Genomic DNA, 19,769 nt, shown 5'->3' on the forward strand with positions numbered 1-19,769 from the left:
AGTGCAATATTCTGAGGTCAACGTTCGAAATTACTGAACAAGCAAACCACGTACGGACAATGGCTAAGTGCCTGTCTGTGCTACACTACGCAAAATTTTTAACCTGATTAGTCCGCTGTTGACCGGTTCAACGGCAACAGAATGAGCGTGTAAATCCTATGTCAGAAAATCCTCAGTCAGCGCTGGCACTTCTGCTGCCGCGACTCGATTCGCTAATGCTGCGCGATCGCCAGCGTCTGCAAAAGCGCTTCAACGGCGCAAAAAAAATGAAAGAGGCCAGCGCTCAGCAAGCCTTAGCCGACGCGCTGGATGCTGAAATTACCCAGGCTGAACAGAAAATCGCCCAGCGACGCGCGGCGACGCCTGCTATTCGCTACCCGGAAGATCTGCCGGTCAGTCAGAAAAAGGACGAAATTGCAGAAGCCATCCGTCATCATCAGGTAGTGATTGTCGCGGGTGAAACGGGATCGGGTAAAACCACCCAGCTCCCCAAAATCTGTATGGAACTGGGCAGGGGCATCACCGGCCTGATTGGTCATACTCAGCCGCGTCGCCTGGCGGCACGTACCGTCGCCGACCGTATTGCCGACGAGCTGGAAACCACGCTGGGCGGCTGTATTGGGTATAAGGTCCGTTTTAACGACAAGGTCAGCGACACGACTCAGGTCAAGCTGATGACCGACGGGATCCTGCTGGCGGAAATACAGCAGGACCGGCTGCTGATGCAATATGACACCATCATTATTGATGAGGCGCACGAGCGCAGCCTGAATATTGACTTCCTGCTGGGCTACCTGCGCGAATTACTGCCTAAGCGTCCGGATCTGAAAGTCATCATCACCTCGGCCACCATCGATCCTCAGCGCTTCTCGCGACACTTCCATAATGCACCGGTAATCGAGGTTACGGGCCGCACCTGGCCGGTTGAGGTGCGCTACCGGCCCATCGTTGAGGACGCAGAAGACACCGAGCGTGACCAGCTACAGGCGATTTTTGATGCCGTCGATGAACTGGGCCAGCTCAGCCGTGGAGATATTCTGATCTTTATGAGCGGCGAGCGTGAAATTCGCGACACGGCGGAGGCGTTGAACCGGCGCGATCTGCCGCATACGGAAATTCTGCCGCTTTTTGCCCGCTTATCTAACGCCGAGCAGAACCGGGTCTTTCAGTCGCACACCGGACGGCGGATCGTACTGGCGACCAACGTCGCTGAAACCTCGCTGACCGTACCGGGGATCAAATACGTTATCGATCCCGGTACTGCACGCATCAGTCGCTACAGCTTTCGCACGAAAGTACAGCGGCTGCCGATTGAGCCGGTTTCGCAGGCCTCGGCAAACCAGCGTATGGGCCGCTGCGGGCGCGTGTCGGAAGGGGTCTGCATCCGGCTCTATTCGGAAGATGATTTCCTCAGCCGTCCGGCTTTTACCGACCCGGAAATTTTGCGCACCAACCTGGCATCCGTTATTTTGCAAATGACCGCGCTCGGGCTTGGCGATATCGGCGCCTTCCCGTTTGTGGAAGCGCCCGACAAACGCAATATTCAGGATGGCGTCAAACTGCTTGAAGAGCTGGGGGCAATTACCCAGAACGAAAATCAGCACTATAAGCTGACCTCATCAGGCCGCTCACTGGCGCAGCTACCGGTCGATCCCCGGCTGGCAAAAATGGTGCTGGAAGCGCAGCGCTACGGCTGTACCCGCGAAGTGATGATCATCGCCTCGGCGTTATCCATTCAGGATCCGCGCGAAAGGCCGGTTGATAAGCAGCAGGCCTCCGATGAAAAACACCGCCGCTTTGCCGACAAGGATTCTGACTTCCTCTCCTTTGTAAACCTGTGGGACTACCTTCAGGAGCAGCAAAAGGCGCTGGGTTCCAGCCAGTTCCGACGCCTGTGCAAGACCGACTATCTCAACTACCTGCGCGTACGTGAATGGCAGGATATCTATACCCAGCTGCGTCAGGTTGTGCGCGAGCAGGGGATCCCGCTCAATACCGAGCCGGGTGATTTTCGCAGCGTTCACACCGCACTACTCACCGGGCTGCTCTCGCATCTGGGGCAGAAGGATGCAGACAAACAGGAGTATACCGGCGCGCGTAACGCCCGCTTTGCCATCTTCCCGGGGTCGGGATTATTTAAAAAACCGCCCAAGTGGACCATGGTGGCAGAACTGGTTGAGACCAGCCGCCTGTGGGGACGCATTGCGGCGCGCATTGAGCCGGAGTGGATTGAGCCGGTCGCCGGGCATCTGATCAAACGCAGCTACAGCGAGCCGCACTGGGAGAAGGCTCAGGGCGCGGTGATGGCCAGCGAAAAGGTTACCCTTTACGGACTGCCGATTGTTGCCGCGCGCAAGGTCAACTATGGCCCGATCGATCCCGTGCTGTCGCGTGAGCTGTTTATTCGCCATGCGCTGGTCGAGGGCGACTGGCAGACGCGCCATACTTTCTTCCGGGCTAATCTGCGGCTGCGCGAGGAGGTGGAAGAGCTGGAACACAAATCGCGTCGCCGCGATATTCTGGTAGATGATGAAACGCTCTATGCGTTTTACGACGGCCGTATCCCCCATGATATTGTCTCTGCGCGCCACTTCGACAGCTGGTGGAAGCAGGCCAGCCGGGAAGAACCCGAGCGGCTAAATTTCGTCAGGGAGATGCTGGTGAAGGAGGGCGCCGACGGCGTCAGCCAGCTGGACTATCCCGATATCTGGCAGCAGGGTGATCTTCGCCTGCGGCTGACCTATCAGTTTGAGCCAGGCCAGGAGGCCGACGGCGTGACGGTGCATATTCCGCTGCCGCTGCTTAATCAGGTCACAGAGGCGGGCTTCGAGTGGCAGATCCCCGGTCTGCGACGCGAGCTGGTGGTGGCGCTGATCAAGTCGCTCCCGAAACCGGTGCGGCGAAATTTTGTTCCTGCCCCTAACTACGCCGATGCGTTTATGGGACGTGCCACCCCGCAGGCGTTACCGCTGCTGGAATCGCTGGAGCGCGAATTTCGCCGCATGAGCGGTATAACCATCGATCGTGAGGCCTGGCAGTGGGACCAGGTACCCGATCATCTGAAAATCACCTTCCGGGTGGTCGATGAAAAAAATCGTAAGCTGGGTGAAGGGCGAAGCCTGACGCAGCTTAAGGATGCGCTGAAGGGCAAGGTCCAGGAAACGCTGGCGGACGTGGCGGATGACGGACTGGAGCAGAGCGGTTTGCAAAGCTGGAGCTTCGGCAACCTGCCGGACCACTTCGAGCAGAAACGCGGCAGCTACAGTGTGAAAGCCTGGCCAGCGCTGGTGGATGAAAAGGAGAGCGTCGGCATTCGTCTTTTTGACAGCCAGCATGCCCAGCAGAAGGCGATGTGGCGAGGTCAGCGCAGGCTGCTGCTGCTCAATATCCCTTCGCCGGTGAAATACCTGCATGAGAAACTGCCCAACAAAGCCAAGCTGGGACTCTACTTCAACCCCTACGGTAAAGTACTGGAGCTGATTGACGACTGCATTTCCTGCGGCGTTGACCGGCTGATTGCGGAGTTCGGCGGTCCGACCTGGCAGGAAGAGGCCTTCAGCCAGCTTCATGAGCGGGTGCGCGCCGGGCTGAATGATACAGTGGTGGATATCGCCAGCAAGGTTGAACAGATCCTGACCTCCGTCTTTACCATTAACAAAAAGCTTAAGGGGAGGGTGGATATGACCATGGCGCTGGCGCTCTCGGATATCAAGGCGCAGATGGGCGGCCTGGTCTACCGCGGTTTCGTGACGCAAAATGGCTGGAAAAGGCTCTCTGATACGCTGAGATATCTGCACGCCATCGAGCGACGTCTCGAAAAGCTGCCGGTGGATCCCCACAGCGATCGCGCCAGAATGCTGAAGGTTGAAAAAATTCAGCAGGCCTGGAGCAGCTGGTACAACAAATTACCTGAAGTCCGGCGCGATGATGAGGAAGTGAAAGACGTCCGCTGGATGATAGAAGAGCTGCGCGTAAGCTACTTTGCTCAGCAGCTGGGAACGCCGTATCCGGTCTCGGAGAAGCGTATCCAGCAGGCGATGGATGACATTTCATCCTGATCGGCAACCCTGCGGGGTTGCCTTTAATTAGTTAAGTCAAATTAATCAATTAAGCGAGAAATAACTGGCCTGCTCTCTACCGTTAGGGCTATAACTTTAAGGGAGATCCCCTTAGGGGCCATTAATGAAAGGAGAGTAATATGAGTTATCCGGATAGCAAATTAGCGGGGATTAGCGGTTTTGCTAAAGCACAAGGTGTGACCGGTGGATGGGCAGGTTCAGTAGTCTATGTTGAAACACTGGATCAGTTACAGAAGGCGCTGGAGGATACAACGCCGCGCGTGGTGGTGTTAAACCGTAATATTCGGGCAGACAGCCTGACAAAAGTTTATCTGGGGGCAAATAAAACCCTCGTTGGCTCGTATGAAAACCGCACGCTTAATAATATTCATTTCCGCAGCACGGAAGCCTCCGGGAATATTATTTTTCAGAATCTGGTATTGCAGCACAGCCGTGAGATTAACCAAAACGATGATATTCAGCTCTATCTCTGCCATGGTAATAAATACTGGATCGACCACGTTACCTGGGAAGGTCATGAGTGGGCCGACAGTGACCACAGCACGGATAAGCTGCTGTATATTGGCGCGAAAGCGGACTGGGCTACCGTCAGTAACTGCCTGTTTAAGAATCATCGCTATGGCTTGATTTTTGGCTGGCCGGCTGATGACCAGACGGGTTATGACGGCTTTCCGCATTTGACCGTCTGCCACTGCCATTTTGAAAATGTTTATACCCGTGCGCCCGGCCTGGCCAGGTACGGTTACTATCATTTTTACAATAACTATATTAATAACTTCGCGCTGGGGTTCACTATTGCTACGGGGGCAAAAATTGTTTCCGAAGCGAATTACTTTGGTGCCGGTAGTGAAAAAAATGGCATGCTTGATGATAAAGGCACCGGAACCTTTACCGACAGCGGAAGTTATCCCGCGCTGCCGAATAAAACGTCGCCGCCGAGCAAGTGGACGCCTTCCTCTAATTACGCTTATGTGGTGAAAACCGCGCAGGAGGCGAAACAGTTTACGACAGAATATGCCGGTGCGCAGAGCGCCAGACTGGTATTTGGCGGCTAGCTAACGCATCAGGCACCCGCCGTAAACGTAAGCTTAGCTTCAGCAAAAGACGGCGAAACGCCGTTAAAGAGAGCCGCAGGCAAAAAAAACCTCTCATGTGAGAGGTTTTTTTATTGATGCACACTACTGGGCCAGCGCTTCAAGGCTGTCGCGGAAAGCGGTGACGGCAATTGCGCGGTTGTCGGCAAGATAGCGGTCTTTTGCCGCGGGTGCAGAGCTCTGCACGGCAATCAGCTGCCAGGCATTATTCACCTTCAGCAACAGCGGGGAGCCACTATCCCCCGGCAGAGTATCGCACTGATGCGAGAGAACGCTTTTCTGCGCCCAGCCGGTGACTGCGCAGTCGGTATGGGCATAAAGCGCATCGAGATGATCCTCGGGGTAGCCTGCCTGCGTCACCTTACGCTCATCCTGCTTCAGGGCGGCAGTCAGGTCGCTACGGCTGCCGTCAAAGAGGGGAATCGGCGTGATTCCGGACGGTGGATTATGCAGGATAATCAGCCCGAAGTCGTAGGGGGCGGCAGAAGAGGGAACAATCCAGCCGTCGCCATCCGCTTTCAGTTTCTTACCCAGGGCGGGATCGACACGCGCCTCAATATCGTGGATCTCATAACGCCAGCCGCCTTTGCCATTGGCAATAAAGCGCAGGGCGACGGCTTTGTCGATTTTACCGGGCGGGGCCAGCAGACAGTGGCCGGCCGTCAGGGCCAGGTGGGCAGAAATAAGGGTGGCGCTACAGAGATTACCGCTGGCGGTTTCGAGCTGGCCGATGGCTTCCCACGGCTGGCTTGCAGCGTTATCAACGGGTTTACGATCGTCTTTACCGAAGAAGAGGGTTTTGACGTCAGCTTCATTAAGCCCGTCATCATCGTCTGCGTGGGCATAGAGCGAAAAGGCGAAACATCCGATTAAAAAGGCAGCAGTTAGGCGCATGTCTCTCTCTGAATGGAGAATTATTGTGAGGTTAGTACCACGTAACAGTAGTAACTATAGACGGATAGTGGCTTAAAAGGGAAATTAATTTGGAATATCAGCACGCTACAGGAGTCAGAGATAGAAGCTGGCGGCAACAACACCGCAGGCAATCATCGTCAGCAGGATAATTTCGAATAAGTAGCGACGAATCATCATCCGATACTCCAGAAAGAAACACCCGGAGGATCCGGGTGTTTTAGTGAGTCAGTATTGAGTGGGAGCGGGCTCCCGCACGACAAATTACGCTTTTTTAGCGACTTTTTTGTGGTGCACTTTTTTAGCAGCCTGAGCTTTCTGTGCTACAGCTTTGTGAGCCACTTTTTTGTGGTGCACTTTTTTAGCAGCCTGAGCTTTCTGCGCTACAGCTTTGTGAGCTGCTTTTTTGTGGTGAACTTTTTTAGCAGCCTGAGCTTTCTGCGCTACAGCTTTGTGAGCCGCTTTTTTGTGGTGCACTTTTTTAGCGGCCTGAGCTTTCTGCGCTACAGATTTTTTAGCCACTTTTTTGTGGTGCACTTTTTTAGCAGCCTGAGCTTTCTGCGCTACAGCTTTCTTAGCGACTTTCTTGTGGTGAACTTTTTTGGCAGCCTGAGCTTTCTGCGCTACAGCTTTCTTAGCCGCTTTTTTATGTTTTTTATGATGCTTAGTCGTGGTGGTCGTTTTAGCCGGTGCAGCGGTAGTTGCAGCAGGCGTTGCAGCAGCAGTTGTAGTGGTGCTGGCTGGTGCAGCAGTTGTGGTTTCAGCAGCGAAAGCAACTGAAGACATACCCATTGCAGCGGCTACAACCAGAGCAAATAATTTTTTCATTGCAAAACCCTCAAATGTTAGTTCACATGTCAGCCCACTGCGGGGCCGGTAGGAGAACTATATGAGAAGGGACGAAGGCTTTCAGTGAGTGATTGGTATCGGCGTGTAACGGATTGTACAACGGGCTTGTACGCATTGTACCAGGGCAGCGTAGGGGCAGGCCCCAGCATATTGATATGCCCGTGCATCAGTGGGGATAATCGGGCCATGACCTCATACGTTGTTTCTTCTCCATGACTGCGCATCCAGCTCAGTGCTTCCTGCATATAAAGTGTGTTCCACAGTACCACTGTGTGAGTAATCAGCCCCAGTGCGCCCAGTTTATCTTCCTGCCCTTCACGATAGCGCTTTCTAATCTCTCCGCGCTGACCGTAACAAATGGCCCGCGCTACGGCGTGGCGGCCCTCTCCACGATTGCGTTGCATCAGGGTCCGAGAACGATAATCCTCATCATTACTATAATTAATAAGATACAGCGTCTTGTTGGGCCGCCCGGCCTCCATGATGGCCTGCGCCAACCCTGACGGCCGTGAGCTTTTCAGCAGTGAGCGAATGCATTCTGAAGCGTGAATGGTACCCAGCTTCAGTGAACCTGCGGTTCGCATCATCTCATCCCACTGATGCGCCCTGAGCCGTTTTTTCTGCCCCGTTTTCTTCGCCTCGCGGTGATGCCCAGTATCAACATATCGAGCATATCAACCGCTTCATCCAGCGTTACTGTCTCCTGAGCTAACGAATGCGGTGAGTACGGCCAGCTTTCTTTGCTGTGGCATGCGTGCAATATATTTTTTCCGACGCCATGGCCGCATAGCGGGCCCGATTACGTTGTTGATGAGCATGTTACCACTATGAACCAAAGCGGCACTTACTCTGTTATCAAACGATAAAACGGCTCGTCACGTAAAGCCTGACTTTGCATTTCACCACCATTGCGCTCACTTCGTTGTTCATTACGATAACTGAGATATTTCCAATTTTCAGAATAAACGTCTGATTCAGGGCGCTGTCCTGGAATAAACTCCTTTTCGGATAGTCTGGATTCAAGACAATTTATAAATTGCCGTATGTTGTGGAGAGAGAACGCACTATACTGCGAGTTCCCCTGATCTGGTTTTATATACAACGTGAACTGAGCGCCCAGGCTCACACGGGCTTGAAGATCTACCTTCTCCATATCGGTCACTTTCCACTTATCTACCGGACTGTCTTCAGAAAACAGCAATCCGGACAGCGCCTGAAATGCTTGTGGCACCCTATCCCTCAGCACACTGATGTGGAACTTGTCACCGGCAAATTCGCCCTGAGACTGTGGAGATTCCCGGCGAGCATGGATGAAAACATCGTCACTATCGTTATTCAGCCGAAACCCCTGGTTCATAGCAAAGAAACCACTCTGGCGCATCCATGTATAGTCAGGCACATCCAGCGCCTCTTTAAAGTAGGATATCGGCATCTTCTGCAGTTGGTTGTGCAAGGAATTAAAATTATTTTTTAGATGTTCATTTGTAGAGAGTATCTGCTCACCACTATAAACAGAAACAACATTCAAAGGAGGGAAGCTTAGCTTTAGGTTGGGTCTATTAATGGGCATGGGAAACGTCCTTTGCAGTATGAAGAAGGAATAATGAAGAAATTGCCACTGTCACATATAAATCTTTAGTATGCTTTTATAAAAAGATTATTTGTCCAGAAAGCCTTATTTTTTATCAGGAGGGAAAAGCTGATATTTCTGTCTGTTCCGGGGCAGAAAGTTAAAGAAGAGCAATGGCAAAAGTTTGGATGCACTACTTCGCGAGGCTGGAGTGACGGAAAAGTATGGGTTAAATCTGTCAGAAAGGTTCCCAGAATACGGGCGGTGGTAAGTTGAAGTGCTATTCTCATTCGGTTATTTTTTCACCGCCGTTGGTTAGTGAAAGCAAGATCCCACTCATCAGCTTGAAGCTTCACAGGAAAAACTGTGTCGCAACAGACACTTAGTCTTGTCCGTTACATGCTTTATAAAATTTTGGAAGACAAGAAAGCTGTGTAGAGTATCCTGTCTGTTACGGCATTGATGCGGAAAACACATTTATAATCTGCAAATGTTCATTTTTATTGTAAAGTAAATTAGAGCGTTTTTTGAAAGAAATTCGTATAAATATAGTGATATCTATATACTTTAGTAGTTTCATTGTAACAGTTAACTAATGGAGTATTATAAATTCATGCCCAACATAGCAAGTCATTCACACTTACAGTCTCGGCGTGCGGAAATTGAGGGGCTGGCGACTCGCAAAGCAGAAGGAAATTCATTTAATAAATCGATTGAGTGAATTTTATCTTTTGGCGTGTAAGATATACGATTTAATAAATCATTTATCTTTGCGTCACTTAAAATGGTTAGTCCTGCTCAATTTGAGTTCGCGTAGTAGATGACAGATAAAATTTATCTGTTAATTCTGACATCTATTACACATTCTAACAAACGAAATAGCTGCGCCTAACACCGCCATATATGCCATTTATGGGCATCTGGCAGGCACGTTAGGCAGATTATTAAGTGCGAGGGGACCGATGCATTAACGCTTGGGCATCTTGCAGAAGCAGCAGCAGTATCGAAACCTGTGGTTTACAGCCACTTTAAAACCCGGCAGGTGTGAACAAAGCGGCACCGCGACTGCGGTGGCCGCTTAACTCAAGGCTCAGAGGCCGTTCAGGTAGCGATTTTCCAGATGCTCACGGAACCACCGTGGGTTAAGGTCTTCTCCGGTGGCATTTTCAATCAGCTGCCGGGTACTGAAACGGCTGCCGTGCTGCCAGATATTTTGTGAAAGCCAGTCAAATACCGGCTGGAGGTTGCCCTCGCGGATCAGCTCGCTCACCTGCGGCAGGGCTTTTTTAACGCCCTGGAACAATTGTGCCGCGTACATTGCGCCGAGCGTATAGGTGGGGAAGTAGCCAAAGGCGCCATCGGTCCAGTGAATATCCTGCATACAGCCGTCACGGTAGTTCCCTGTGGTATCCAGTCCCAGCAGTGCCTGCATTTTTTCCTGCCACAGGGTCGGGATATCCCCGACCTCAACCTCACCCGCAATCAGCGCGCGCTCAATCTCATAGCGCAGGATGACGTGGGCGGGATAGCTCACCTCGTCAGCATCGACGCGAATCAACCCCGGCTTCACCCGCTGATTCAGGGCGATAAAGTTTGCGGATTCCAGCGCAGGCCCGTCACCCAGCAGCTGCTTAACGTGTGGCAGCAGCAGGCTGAGAAACCCGGCACTGCGTCCCAGCTGTTTCTCAAAAAACAGGCTCTGCGACTCGTGGATAGCGGTTGAGCGGGCGAGGGCGACTGGCTGACCTGCCCACTGCTTCGGCAGATTTTGCTCGTAGCGTGCGTGACCGGTTTCGTGGATCACGCCCATCATCGCGCTGATAAACTCGTTTTCGTTGTAGCGGGTGGTAATGCGAACGTCTTCGGGAACGCCGCCACAGAAGGGATGGCTACTGACATCCAGGCGGCCAGCGTTGAAATCGAAGCCCAGCTGTTTCATTACTGCCAGAGCAAGGTGCTTCTGCGACTCGACGGCGAACGGGCCTGGCGGCACCGCAACCTGCTCCCGCGACTGTTTTTCAACGATGCGCTGGAGCAGGTCCGGCAGCCAGCTCTTGATGTCGCCGAAGGTTTTATCCAGTTTGGCGCTGGTCATACCCGGTTCAAAGATATCCAGCAGCGCATCATAGCGGGAACAGCCGTTGGCCTGAGCGCGAATTTCAGCTTCCTCGCGGCTTAGCCTGACCACCTCCTGTAAATTTTCAGCAAAACCCTGCCAGTCATTGGCAGGACGCTGTTGACGCCAGGCATGTTCACAGCGCGAACCGGCGATGGATTTAGCCTCTACCAGTGAGGCGGGAAGCAGCGCGGCCTGCTGATATGCACGGCGCATCTCAAACAGATTGGCCTGTTCGACATCGTTGAGCGGGGTCTGTTCGGCCTCATCCAGCCACTGCCCCACCTGCTTTGCGGTCAGGATTTCATGCTGAAGGACGCTTAGCTCAGCCAGTGCGGCACCGCGTGGGGCACTGCCGCCCGGCGGCATCATGGTCATCATATCCCATCCGGCGATGGCAGAAAGATGGCCAAAGCGGGAGAGGCGGGTAAAGGTTTTTGTCAGATTCTCATAGGCACTGGACATGGGATTCCTTGCTATCAACAGGCGCCGTCAGGCAGCGCGGGGAGGCGATAAGGGTAGATCAACGGGCCAGCAAAAGCGAACGCTGGCGCCGCCAAGTGGGCTGGCATCAATCACCACGTAGCCGCCAAATGCCTGTGCGACCGAGTGCACGATAGCCAGCCCAAGGCCACAGCCGCCCGTCGCGCGGTCGCGGCTGGGATCAAGGCGGACAAAGGGTTCAAATACCCGCTCCCGTTCGTCAGGAGGAATACCGGGACCGTCATCCTCCACCTGCAGACAGGCGGTATTGCCGTCAAACCACAGCCCGACGCGCAGACGCTGACCGGCATAGCGCAGCGCGTTATTCACCAGGTTATCCAGAACGCGCTCCATCAGGCGGGCATCAGCCACGCCGTGGTTTTGCCGCTGTGGCGTATCCAGCTCAATCTCCACCTCAGGATGAACGGATCGAATATCATCAAGACGTTCAGCCAGCCACTCAGCGAGATCCAGCGACTGCAAATTTAAATCCACCTTTGGACGATCGAGCCGCGCGTAGGTCAGCAGCTCCTCGATCAGCGCTTCCAGCTGGCCAATATCGCGATTTAGCGCCGACGCCTCGGCATCGGTCAGATTATCGCTCATCTCCAGCCGGTAGCGCAGCCGCACCAGCGGCGTGCGCAGCTCATGGGCAATCCCGTCAATCAGCTGCTTCTTACTGGCAACCAGCGTGTTGATGTTATCCGCCATCTGATTAAAGGCCACGCCCAGCCTCAACAGGCTGGAGGCGCTGTCGAAATGGATGCGTTCATCCAGATGCCCCTGACCAAAGCGCTGTGCGGCCGACTCCAGCCGCAGCATGTCTTTCCAGTGTGGCCGCATCCAGATAAACACCGGCAGCGCCAGCGAAATGCCGATGAAGGCCAGCAGCACGATATCCAGAATGCGCATCTCATGCAGGAAAAAGAGATAGGGGATCGGGCCGACGGCCAGCACGTAATGGCTGCGCGGAATATGCTGCAAAAAGGTGTATTCATCATCCAGCGCCACGATTTCACCGGCGCGCAGGCGGCGCAGGGTAGTCGGGTCGAGCTGATATTTGCTCATCGGCTCAATATGCAGCTTAAACGACAGGTTCAGCTCCAGATTATCAATGGTCTTGTTCCAGTCGCGCGGCGGGATCTCCCGCAGCTCACTGCGCATCAGATAGAGCGAGCTTTTCATCAAATCATCCATCGACTCGCGCCCGGCCCGCTCAGCGGTAAATTTGTAGACCAGGCCAACCAGCATCGCCATCACCAGAAAGCAGACGAACAGCAGCAGATAGAACTGGATAAAAAGCTTTTTCATTCTGCATCCCAGGCGTGTGGTGCAAACAGATATCCTTTATTACGAATCGTTTTGATTCGGTAGGGTTCCGTCGCGCTGTCCAGCAGCTTTTTGCGCAGGCGGGAAATGGCGACGTCAATGCTGCGATCCATACCGTCATAGCTGACGCCGCGCAGCGTTTTCAGCAGGGCGTCGCGGTTCAGCGTACTACCCGCGTGCGTAGCCAGCTCCCAGAGTAAATCAAAGTCGGCGGTAGAGAGGGCGACAATCTCGCCGCCGAGCATCACCTGTCGGTTTAGCGGATCAATAGAGAGCGTGCCGAAGCGCAGCGCCTTTTGACCGGTTTGCGCCGGCGCAATATCGTCGCTCTGGGTGGACACACCCGCCTGACGCAGATGCAGCCGCAGGCGCGCCAGCAGAACGGCGGGCGGGGTGGTCTTCAGAATGTAGTCATTGGCGCCCATTTCGAGCGACAAAATATGGTTCATATCACTGTCCAGCGACGTCAGCAGCACAATGGGGCCTGACCAAATCTTGCTGGTACGCAGATCGCGGCACAGCGTCATCCCATCCTTGCCCGGCAGCATGATGTCCAGCATCACCAGGTCAGGGTTGGCCTCGGCGATAGTGGCTTCGGCGCGGTCGCCCCGGCTTTCCACAATCACCTCGATGTCATGACGGTTAAGGTAAGCGGCAATCAGCTCGCCAACGTCCTGATCGTCTTCAACAAATACTATTCTGTTCATAGGTTTTTTTATCTGAAGAGGGAAAGTAAGATTACCCAATGTTTACCGTGACTACTATTACCCGCTGCTAAATAATGCTGGATATATAGTATATCCGCCTTAAAATATGCCATTATATTAGCAGGGTTGTTCTGACAACTTATCGGATAACACGTACCAGAGAAAGGAGCATACAGGGTGTCGGATAAAGAGCAGGTTTCTGCGCTGCACGGTAACCATATCTGCCTGAATTATACGGATTTTCTCTCCGCATCCTGTAAAAAACGCTGGAGCTTCGTCGATGCCATCTATGGCGTGATGCCTATCTTCGGCATGGTGACGAAAAACTCGCCCGATCTGCCCAGGGCGCCTTCTGAAAGACTTAAGGCCCTGGCGTTACAGATCATTTCTACCCAGGTCAGTGACGAAATTAACATCGCCCGATTGATAACCCTTGCTGAACAACAGCATATCAGTGCCTTCGATATTTTGCTGCCCTATACGCTGTCCGATCAGCAGCTTGACGCGATCCGTATGGAGTACGTCAAACCGCTTAACCTTAACCAGCAGAATGACTGCTTAACGGTAAGGGTGCCCGCCTTTTCCCATTAATGCATCAGCGTCCACAGGGCAGGGGCTGAACCTGCCATCAGCAGCACGATGGCCATCCTTTCCATGCCGTTAAGATTTTTCCCCGCGCGACCGCCACGCCGGGCGAATATAAACAGCAATACGCCCGGAGCGTACAGCACGACCGACAGCAGCAGATGCAGCGGGCCAGAGGCATACAGCAGCCAGATGCCATAGGCCGTAGCCCCCACGGCAATGGCGGTCACCATCGGCCTGTTTAGCGATCGAGAGACCTTTATCAGATACATTCCCACCAGCAGATAGGGCACCAGAATCATTTCAGACGCGATATTCAGCAGGGTGTTGTAATCCGAATGGGTGAGCCAGATCAGGATCAGGCAAATCTGTACGCTGCTATTGGTGAGCCAGAGTGAGGCAGAGGGCGCACCACGCGCATTTTGCTTCGCCAGCGAGCGCGGAAAGGCGCCCTGTCCGGCAGCCAGCATAGGCACTTCGGCCGCCATGATCGTCCAGCTCAGGTAGGCGCCGCAGACGGACACCACCAGCCCGACGGCAATGACCACGTCTCCCCAGGAACCGATCAGCCGCGTCATCAGGCCCGCCATCGAAGGGTTACGCATCTGTGCCAGCTCGGCACGGGGCACAATACCCAGAGAGAGCAGTGTCACCAGCAGGTAGACCAGCAGGGCGGTTGTCACCGCCAGCAGCGTTGCCCGGCCCACATCTTTTTTGTTGCGCGCGCGCGCAGAAACGACCACCGCCCCTTCAACGCCGATAAAGACCCACAGGGTAATCAGCATGGTGTCCTTCACCTGCTGCCAGACCGGCTTGCCGAGCTGAATGCCGCTAAAATCCAGCCTGAAACAGTCAAGCTTAAACGCCACCACCGCCAGCACGATAAACAGCCCCAGCGGGACAAGTTTGCCCAGGGTTGCCACCAGATTGATGCTGGCCGCGGTCTGCACGCCGCGCAACACCAGCCAGTGAACCAGCCACAGCAGCAGGGAGGCGCCCAGCACCGCCTGCCAGGTATTGCCATCGCCAAAGACGACGTGTCCCGGCGAATCGGTGAAAAAGCTCAGCGCTGAAAAGACGATCACCAGATAGGAGACATTGGCGATAACCGCGCACAGCCAGTATCCCCAGGCGGAGCAGAAGCCCACCAGCTCACCAAAGCCCTCCCGGGCATAGGTATAGATGCCGCCGTCCAGTTCCGGTTTGATGCGAGTAAGCAGCAGTAGCGTCAGGGAAAGCAGAATAATTCCCACGCCGGTTATCGCCCAGCCAATCAGCAGCGCGGCCGGGCTGGCTACGGCCGCCATATTTTGTGGCAGGCTGAATACGCCAGCGCCGAGCATTGAACTGAGCACCAGCGCCGTAAGGGCGGTAAGACCTAATTTTTTGTCCAAAAAATCGTCCCAATAGCAGAATAAAAAACCATGTTCAGCCTGATGTTGCGATTTTGAGCGACCTGCGCGCAGCAAAAACGGCGTTTTCATCTGAAACTGGCTGGCGATTTTACGGAGTGAGGAGGGGAGATGCAATGAGACCGGGGGTGAAAGGTGCGTTTTTATGCATAAAAGATGCGAAAATTATGCAATAAAAAGTAAGGACGGCGCCGCCGCCGTCTTTACCTGATGAGATTATTTAAACAGATCGGCCGACACGGTGAGGTTGCCCCCGCTCTGATTCGACCACTGGCGGGTGATGTGATAATACTTCGCCCCTTTAGCGATCGCTGCACGGCCTACCGCTTCTGAAATTTCAGTCGGGGTACCGAAGTGGCCGGTGAAGGTGACGCTGTCATAGGGCTGCATCTGTGCGGCGGTAATGGCGCTCACTTCCTGTACGCTTTTACCTTCCGGGGTTCTGACGGTATAGCGTTCGCCGGTAGATGACTGGGTTTCATAGAAACGGCCAACCTTGTTACTTGGCGTTTCAGAAGAGGCAACGCCTGGGATCTGCACGGTTTTAGCGGCTGCGCCTCCTGCTGCCAGGGCGGCTTTACCTGCCTGAGAGTCCGCTGGCACCGCATCCGGAGACTGTACCCGACGGGCTGGCGCATCTTTCTTATAGATATAGGCCGTTATGTACTGATTGCCACCGCTGTTCGCGTCGACCTGGCGGACGATAAAGAACGAGGCCGCGCCTTTTTTAGTGGCTGCTTTGGTAATGGCATCGTTTACATCGGGCTGGCTGCGATAGAAGCCGCTAATGGAAACGGTGTCATAGGGCTCAAGCCGGTAGGCTTCAGATTTGGTCAGCTCACGGACGCCGTTAATAATGCGGTCTCTGTTTTTAACTGCAACCGGTGCATCTGCATGATAGAGATCCGCCACGACGCGCCAGTTACCGCCATTGCCGTTGGTATCGTTAATTCCCTGAATAAAATAGGAAGCAGCGCCCAGTTCATCAGCACGTTTTGAGACGGCTGCACTGGCTTCATTGATCGCATTAAAACGACCCGACAGGGCAATACGGTCAAATGGTTTCAGCGAGGCTGCCTTTTCTGGGGTCAGCTCCTGTGCCGCATGCGCGGTTAATGATATGAGCGACAGCAGGGCTGATGCCAGAATGGTGTTCTTCAGCTTCATAGAAATAATCCTTCGCCTTACGCAAAAAATGAGTACAAAAACGTGCTGGACTCTTGATGTGTAACAGATTAGCAGCCGATTATTGCATGTAATAATACGTTCTGTCTCAGCCATTTTGAGCGAAAGCGCATCGCGGGCTTCTCCCTCTAAAATAATAATAAGAGCGCGAGGTAAAATCCCCCTTCTCAAACGGGCTTTACCGCAAATAGTGGTAATTGTTACCGGTAATCAGGTTAATTCATTGTTAAATCTTATTTTTTAGACGTTAAATTTACGATCTAATCGTGGGCAAGCCAGCACAGTCTGCCTTATAAACGCGTAAATTCAGTCGGTAAATAGCGTTTTTCGTACTTGCCTCTGAATTTTTATATGAAATCATCAGAAACCCTCGGGTACTGGCTGGATCGCGGGACATAATTTCAGTAGTTTATAAACAGTTTGATACAGTTCCTTTTATGGCCTGCGGGCCATGACTGACCGAACTCACCATCATCCCCATTGTTGATGAAAGGGAATATTATGTTAATCGGAATACCCAGAGAACGATTGCCCAACGAAGCGCGAGTCGCTGCCACGCCGAAGACGGTTGAGCAGCTGCTGGCGCTGGGTTTCAGCGTTGTGGTAGAGAACGGGGCCGGCAAACTGGCCAGCTTTGATGATGCTGCCTTTGTTGCCGCCGGTGCCACCCTTGGTGATACGCACGCAGCCTGGCAGGCTGACATCGTGCTTAAGGTGAATGCGCCAAACGACGAAGAGATATTGCTAACGCGTGAGGGCAGTACGCTGGTCAGTTTTATCTGGCCTGCGCAGAACCCGGCCCTGCTGGAGAAGCTGGCGGCCCGTCATGTCACCGTGATGGCAATGGACGCCGTGCCGCGCATCTCGCGTGCGCAGTCGCTGGACGCGCTCAGCTCGATGGCGAATATTGCCGGTTATCGTGCCATTGTCGAGGCGGCTCATGAGTTTGGTCGCTTCTTTACCGGGCAGATCACCGCCGCCGGTAAGGTGCCGCCCGCCAAAGTCATGATTATTGGCGCAGGCGTGGCCGGTCTGGCCGCCATTGGCGCCGCAGGGAGCCTGGGCGCCATCGTTCGTGCCTTCGATACCCGCCCGGAAGTGAAAGAACAGGTCCAGAGCATGGGCGCCGAATTCCTCGAGCTCGATTTTGAGGAAGAGGCCGGCAGCGGCGATGGCTATGCCAAAGTGATGTCCGAAGCCTTTATTAAGGCTGAGATGGCGCTCTTCGCCGCTCAGGCAAAAGAGGTGGATATTATTGTCACCACGGCGCTGATCCCAGGCCGGCCTGCACCAAAGCTGATCACCGCTGAGACGGTCGCCCTGATGAAGCCCGGCAGCGTTATCGTCGACCTTGCCGCCCAGACCGGCGGTAACTGTGAGCTGACCGTTGCCGATCGGGTTATCACCACGGACAACGGCGTGAAGATTATCGGCTATACCGATCTGCCCAGCCGTCTGCCCACCCAGTCCTCCCAGCTGTATGGCACTAACCTGGTGAATCTGCTCAAGCTGCTCTGTAAAGAGAAAAACGGCGAAATTAACGTCGATTTTGACGACGTGGTTATTCGCGGTGTAACGGTGATCCGCGCGGGGGAAGTGACCTGGCCTGCACCGCCGATTCAGGTCTCTGCGGCACCGAAAGCCGCCCCTGCCGCTGCCAGCGCGCCGGAAAAGGAGGAAGCACAGCCCGCGTCTCCGCTGCGTAAATATGCGCTTTTTGCCCTGGCCATTATCCTGTTTGGCTGGTTTGCCAACGTGGCGCCTCCGGCATTCCTCTCGCACTTTACCGTCTTTGCGCTCTCCTGCGTGGTCGGTTACTACGTGGTCTGGAACGTCAGCCACGCGCTGCACACTCCGCTGATGTCCGTCACCAATGCCATATCGGGCATTATTGTGGTGGGCGCGGTGCTGCAAATTGGACACGGCGGCTGGGTCAGCTTCCTCTCCTTTATCGCCGTGCTGATTGCCAGCATAAATATCTTCGGTGGTTTCACCGTCACTCAGCGCATGCTGAAAATGTTTCGTAAGAACTAAGGGATAATCAATGTCTGGCGGATTAGTGACTGCAGCATACATTGTTGCCGCAATTCTTTTTATATGCAGCCTTGCCGGGCTGTCGAAACATGAAACGTCCAAACAGGGGAACCTGTTCGGCATCAGCGGAATGGCCATTGCGCTGCTGGCAACCATACTGGGGCCGGACAGCGGTAGCGTGGGCTGGATCATCGTCGCGATGATTATTGGCGGCACCCTCGGGATCCGTCTGGCGAAGAAGGTTGAAATGACCGAGATGCCGGAGCTGGTGGCGATTTTGCACAGCTTTGTGGGTCTCGCCGCGGTGCTGGTCGGCTTTAACAGCTACCTCGATCATGCCCCTGGCATGGATACCGTGCTGGAAAATATTCATCTTACCGAAGTCTTTATTGGCATCTTTATCGGTGCGGTAACCTTCACCGGTTCAATCGTGGCGTTTGGCAAACTACGGGGCAAAATCTCTTCACGTCCCCTGATGCTGCCTCACCGGCACAAGCTCAATCTGTTGGCGCTGGTGGTATCGCTGTGCCTGCTGATTATCTTCGTGCGCACTGACAGCACGGCGACGCAGGGCTTTGCGCTGGTGGTAATGACCCTGCTTGCGCTGGCTTTCGGCTGGCATCTGGTGGCCTCCATCGGTGGCGCAGATATGCCGGTAGTGGTGTCAATGCTGAACTCCTACTCGGGCTGGGCGGCAGCGGCGGCAGGCTTTATGCTTAGCAACGACCTGCTGATTGTCACCGGGGCGCTGGTAGGCTCCAGCGGGGCGATCCTCTCTTACATTATGTGTAAAGCGATGAACCGTTCGTTTATCAGCGTGATTGCGGGTGGCTTTGGTACTGACAGCAGCTCAACCGGTGAAAGCGACGAACAAGGCGAATACCGTGAAATCGACGTGCAGGGCACCGCTGAGCTGTTGAAAAACTCCAGCACGGTCATTATTACCCCCGGCTACGGGATGGCCGTGGCGCAGGCCCAGTACCCGGTAGCTGAAATCACCGCTAAGCTGCGCGCCCTCGGCGTGAAGGTGCGGTTTGGTATTCACCCCGTAGCGGGCCGCCTTCCGGGTCATATGAACGTTTTACTGGCTGAAGCGCGCGTCCCCTACGACATCGTGCTGGAGATGGATGAGATCAACGACGATTTCAGCGATACCGACACGGTGCTGGTCATTGGCGCTAACGACACGGTAAACCCGGCTGCGCAGGACGATCCTCGCAGCCCCATTGCAGGGATGCCGGTGCTGGAGGTGTGGAAGGCGCATAATGTGGTGGTGTTTAAACGCTCGATGAATACCGGCTATGCCGGTGTGCAGAACCCGCTATTCTTTAAAGAGAATACGCAGATGCTGTTCGGCGATGCTAAAGCCACAGTAGAAGCCATTCTGAAAGCGCTGTAGCGGGCAGGGTGCGGG

General features: G+C 54.2%; 15 protein-coding genes and 2 pseudogenes. 6 read left to right on the forward strand and 11 right to left on the reverse strand.

All coding sequences use genetic code 11. The annotated features are described in order from the left end of the window. Positions 1-158: 158 nt before the first annotated feature. Both hrpA and AC4PCC_RS10410 read left to right on the forward strand, forming a co-directional pair. Positions 159-4,058, forward strand: coding sequence for an ATP-dependent RNA helicase HrpA (gene hrpA / locus AC4PCC_RS10405; RefSeq protein ID WP_492127321.1), 3,900 nt, complete (start codon positions 159-161; stop codon positions 4,056-4,058). A 140-nt stretch (positions 4,059-4,198) separates the two neighbouring features. Then, the gene (locus tag AC4PCC_RS10410) at positions 4,199-5,134 is read left to right on the forward strand and encodes a pectate lyase family protein (protein WP_492127322.1); all 936 of its coding nucleotides are present in this window, start codon (positions 4,199-4,201) and stop codon (positions 5,132-5,134) included. A 123-nt stretch (positions 5,135-5,257) separates the two neighbouring features. Here the strand turns inward: AC4PCC_RS10410 and AC4PCC_RS10415 are convergent, their stop codons facing one another. From AC4PCC_RS10415 to AC4PCC_RS10440, 6 genes and pseudogenes are all read right to left on the reverse strand, one after another. After that, positions 5,258-6,067 (reverse strand): trypsin-like serine peptidase, encoded by an 810-nt coding sequence (locus AC4PCC_RS10415; protein WP_492127323.1) that lies wholly within the window; start codon positions 6,065-6,067, stop codon positions 5,258-5,260. Between the two features lie 114 nt (positions 6,068-6,181). After that, entirely contained in the window at positions 6,182-6,265 is an 84-nt protein-coding gene (gene ydgU, locus AC4PCC_RS10420) for a small membrane protein YdgU (RefSeq protein WP_492127489.1), read from the reverse strand. Positions 6,266-6,349: 84 nt separating this feature from the next. Then, positions 6,350-6,913 carry an acid resistance repetitive basic protein Asr gene (gene asr, locus AC4PCC_RS10425; RefSeq protein WP_492127324.1) on the reverse strand — a complete coding sequence of 188 codons (564 nt, stop codon included), beginning with the start codon at positions 6,911-6,913 and terminating at the stop codon, positions 6,350-6,352. Positions 6,914-7,074: 161 nt separating this feature from the next. Continuing rightward, positions 7,075-7,533, reverse strand: a pseudogene (locus AC4PCC_RS10430) (Tn3 family transposase); the annotation flags it as partial. Positions 7,534-7,778: 245 nt separating this feature from the next. Continuing rightward, positions 7,779-8,504 (reverse strand): type III secretion system effector phosphothreonine lyase, encoded by a 726-nt coding sequence (locus AC4PCC_RS10435; RefSeq protein WP_492127325.1) that lies wholly within the window; start codon positions 8,502-8,504, stop codon positions 7,779-7,781. Positions 8,505-8,710: 206 nt separating this feature from the next. Continuing rightward, positions 8,711-8,845: pseudogene (locus tag AC4PCC_RS10440) on the reverse strand (DUF4158 domain-containing protein); the annotation flags it as partial. Positions 8,846-9,447: 602 nt separating this feature from the next. Here AC4PCC_RS10440 and AC4PCC_RS10445 point away from each other — a divergent pair. Continuing rightward, on the forward strand, positions 9,448-9,552 hold the full coding sequence (locus AC4PCC_RS10445; RefSeq protein ID WP_492127490.1) for a TetR family transcriptional regulator: 105 nt from the start codon (positions 9,448-9,450) through the stop codon (positions 9,550-9,552). Positions 9,553-9,594: 42 nt separating this feature from the next. Here AC4PCC_RS10445 and AC4PCC_RS10450 read toward each other — a convergent pair whose 3' ends face one another. The 3 genes from AC4PCC_RS10450 to rstA are packed head-to-tail and all read right to left on the reverse strand — an operon-like array spanning position 9,595 to position 13,139. Continuing rightward, positions 9,595-11,085, reverse strand: coding sequence for a carboxypeptidase M32 (locus AC4PCC_RS10450; RefSeq protein WP_492127326.1), 1,491 nt, complete (start codon positions 11,083-11,085; stop codon positions 9,595-9,597). Between the two features lie 27 nt (positions 11,086-11,112). After that, a complete protein-coding gene (rstB, locus tag AC4PCC_RS10455; protein WP_067701703.1) occupies positions 11,113-12,414 on the reverse strand; it encodes a two-component system sensor histidine kinase RstB in 1,302 nt (433 codons plus the stop codon). Further along, complete coding sequence (rstA, locus tag AC4PCC_RS10460; RefSeq protein ID WP_067701706.1) at positions 12,411-13,139, reverse strand: two-component system response regulator RstA; 729 nt, start codon at positions 13,137-13,139, stop codon at positions 12,411-12,413. The genes rstB and rstA overlap by 4 nt, the downstream gene beginning before the upstream one ends. A 177-nt stretch (positions 13,140-13,316) precedes the next feature. Here rstA and AC4PCC_RS10465 point away from each other — a divergent pair, with 177 nt between their 5' ends. After that, positions 13,317-13,730 (forward strand): hypothetical protein, encoded by a 414-nt coding sequence (locus AC4PCC_RS10465; RefSeq protein ID WP_492127327.1) that lies wholly within the window; start codon positions 13,317-13,319, stop codon positions 13,728-13,730. Here AC4PCC_RS10465 and AC4PCC_RS10470 read toward each other — a convergent pair. Together AC4PCC_RS10470 and ydgH are read right to left on the reverse strand one after the other, a co-directional pair. Further along, positions 13,727-15,118, reverse strand: coding sequence for a basic amino acid/polyamine antiporter (locus AC4PCC_RS10470; RefSeq protein ID WP_492127328.1), 1,392 nt, complete (start codon positions 15,116-15,118; stop codon positions 13,727-13,729). The genes AC4PCC_RS10465 and AC4PCC_RS10470 overlap by 4 nt on opposite strands. A gap of 234 nt (positions 15,119-15,352) precedes the next feature. Next, positions 15,353-16,303, reverse strand: coding sequence for a DUF1471 family protein YdgH (gene ydgH / locus AC4PCC_RS10475; protein WP_492127329.1), 951 nt, complete (start codon positions 16,301-16,303; stop codon positions 15,353-15,355). A 519-nt stretch (positions 16,304-16,822) separates the two neighbouring features. Here ydgH and pntA point away from each other — a divergent pair. After that, positions 16,823-18,355, forward strand: a complete 1,533-nt coding sequence (pntA, locus tag AC4PCC_RS10480; RefSeq protein ID WP_492127330.1) for a Re/Si-specific NAD(P)(+) transhydrogenase subunit alpha — start codon at positions 16,823-16,825, stop codon at positions 18,353-18,355. Positions 18,356-18,365: 10 nt separating this feature from the next. Further along, positions 18,366-19,754 (forward strand): Re/Si-specific NAD(P)(+) transhydrogenase subunit beta, encoded by a 1,389-nt coding sequence (pntB, locus tag AC4PCC_RS10485; RefSeq protein WP_492127331.1) that lies wholly within the window; start codon positions 18,366-18,368, stop codon positions 19,752-19,754. The last annotated feature ends 15 nt before the right edge of the window (positions 19,755-19,769 follow it).

It is taken from the genome of Erwinia sp. L03-1, from assembly GCF_058686115.1.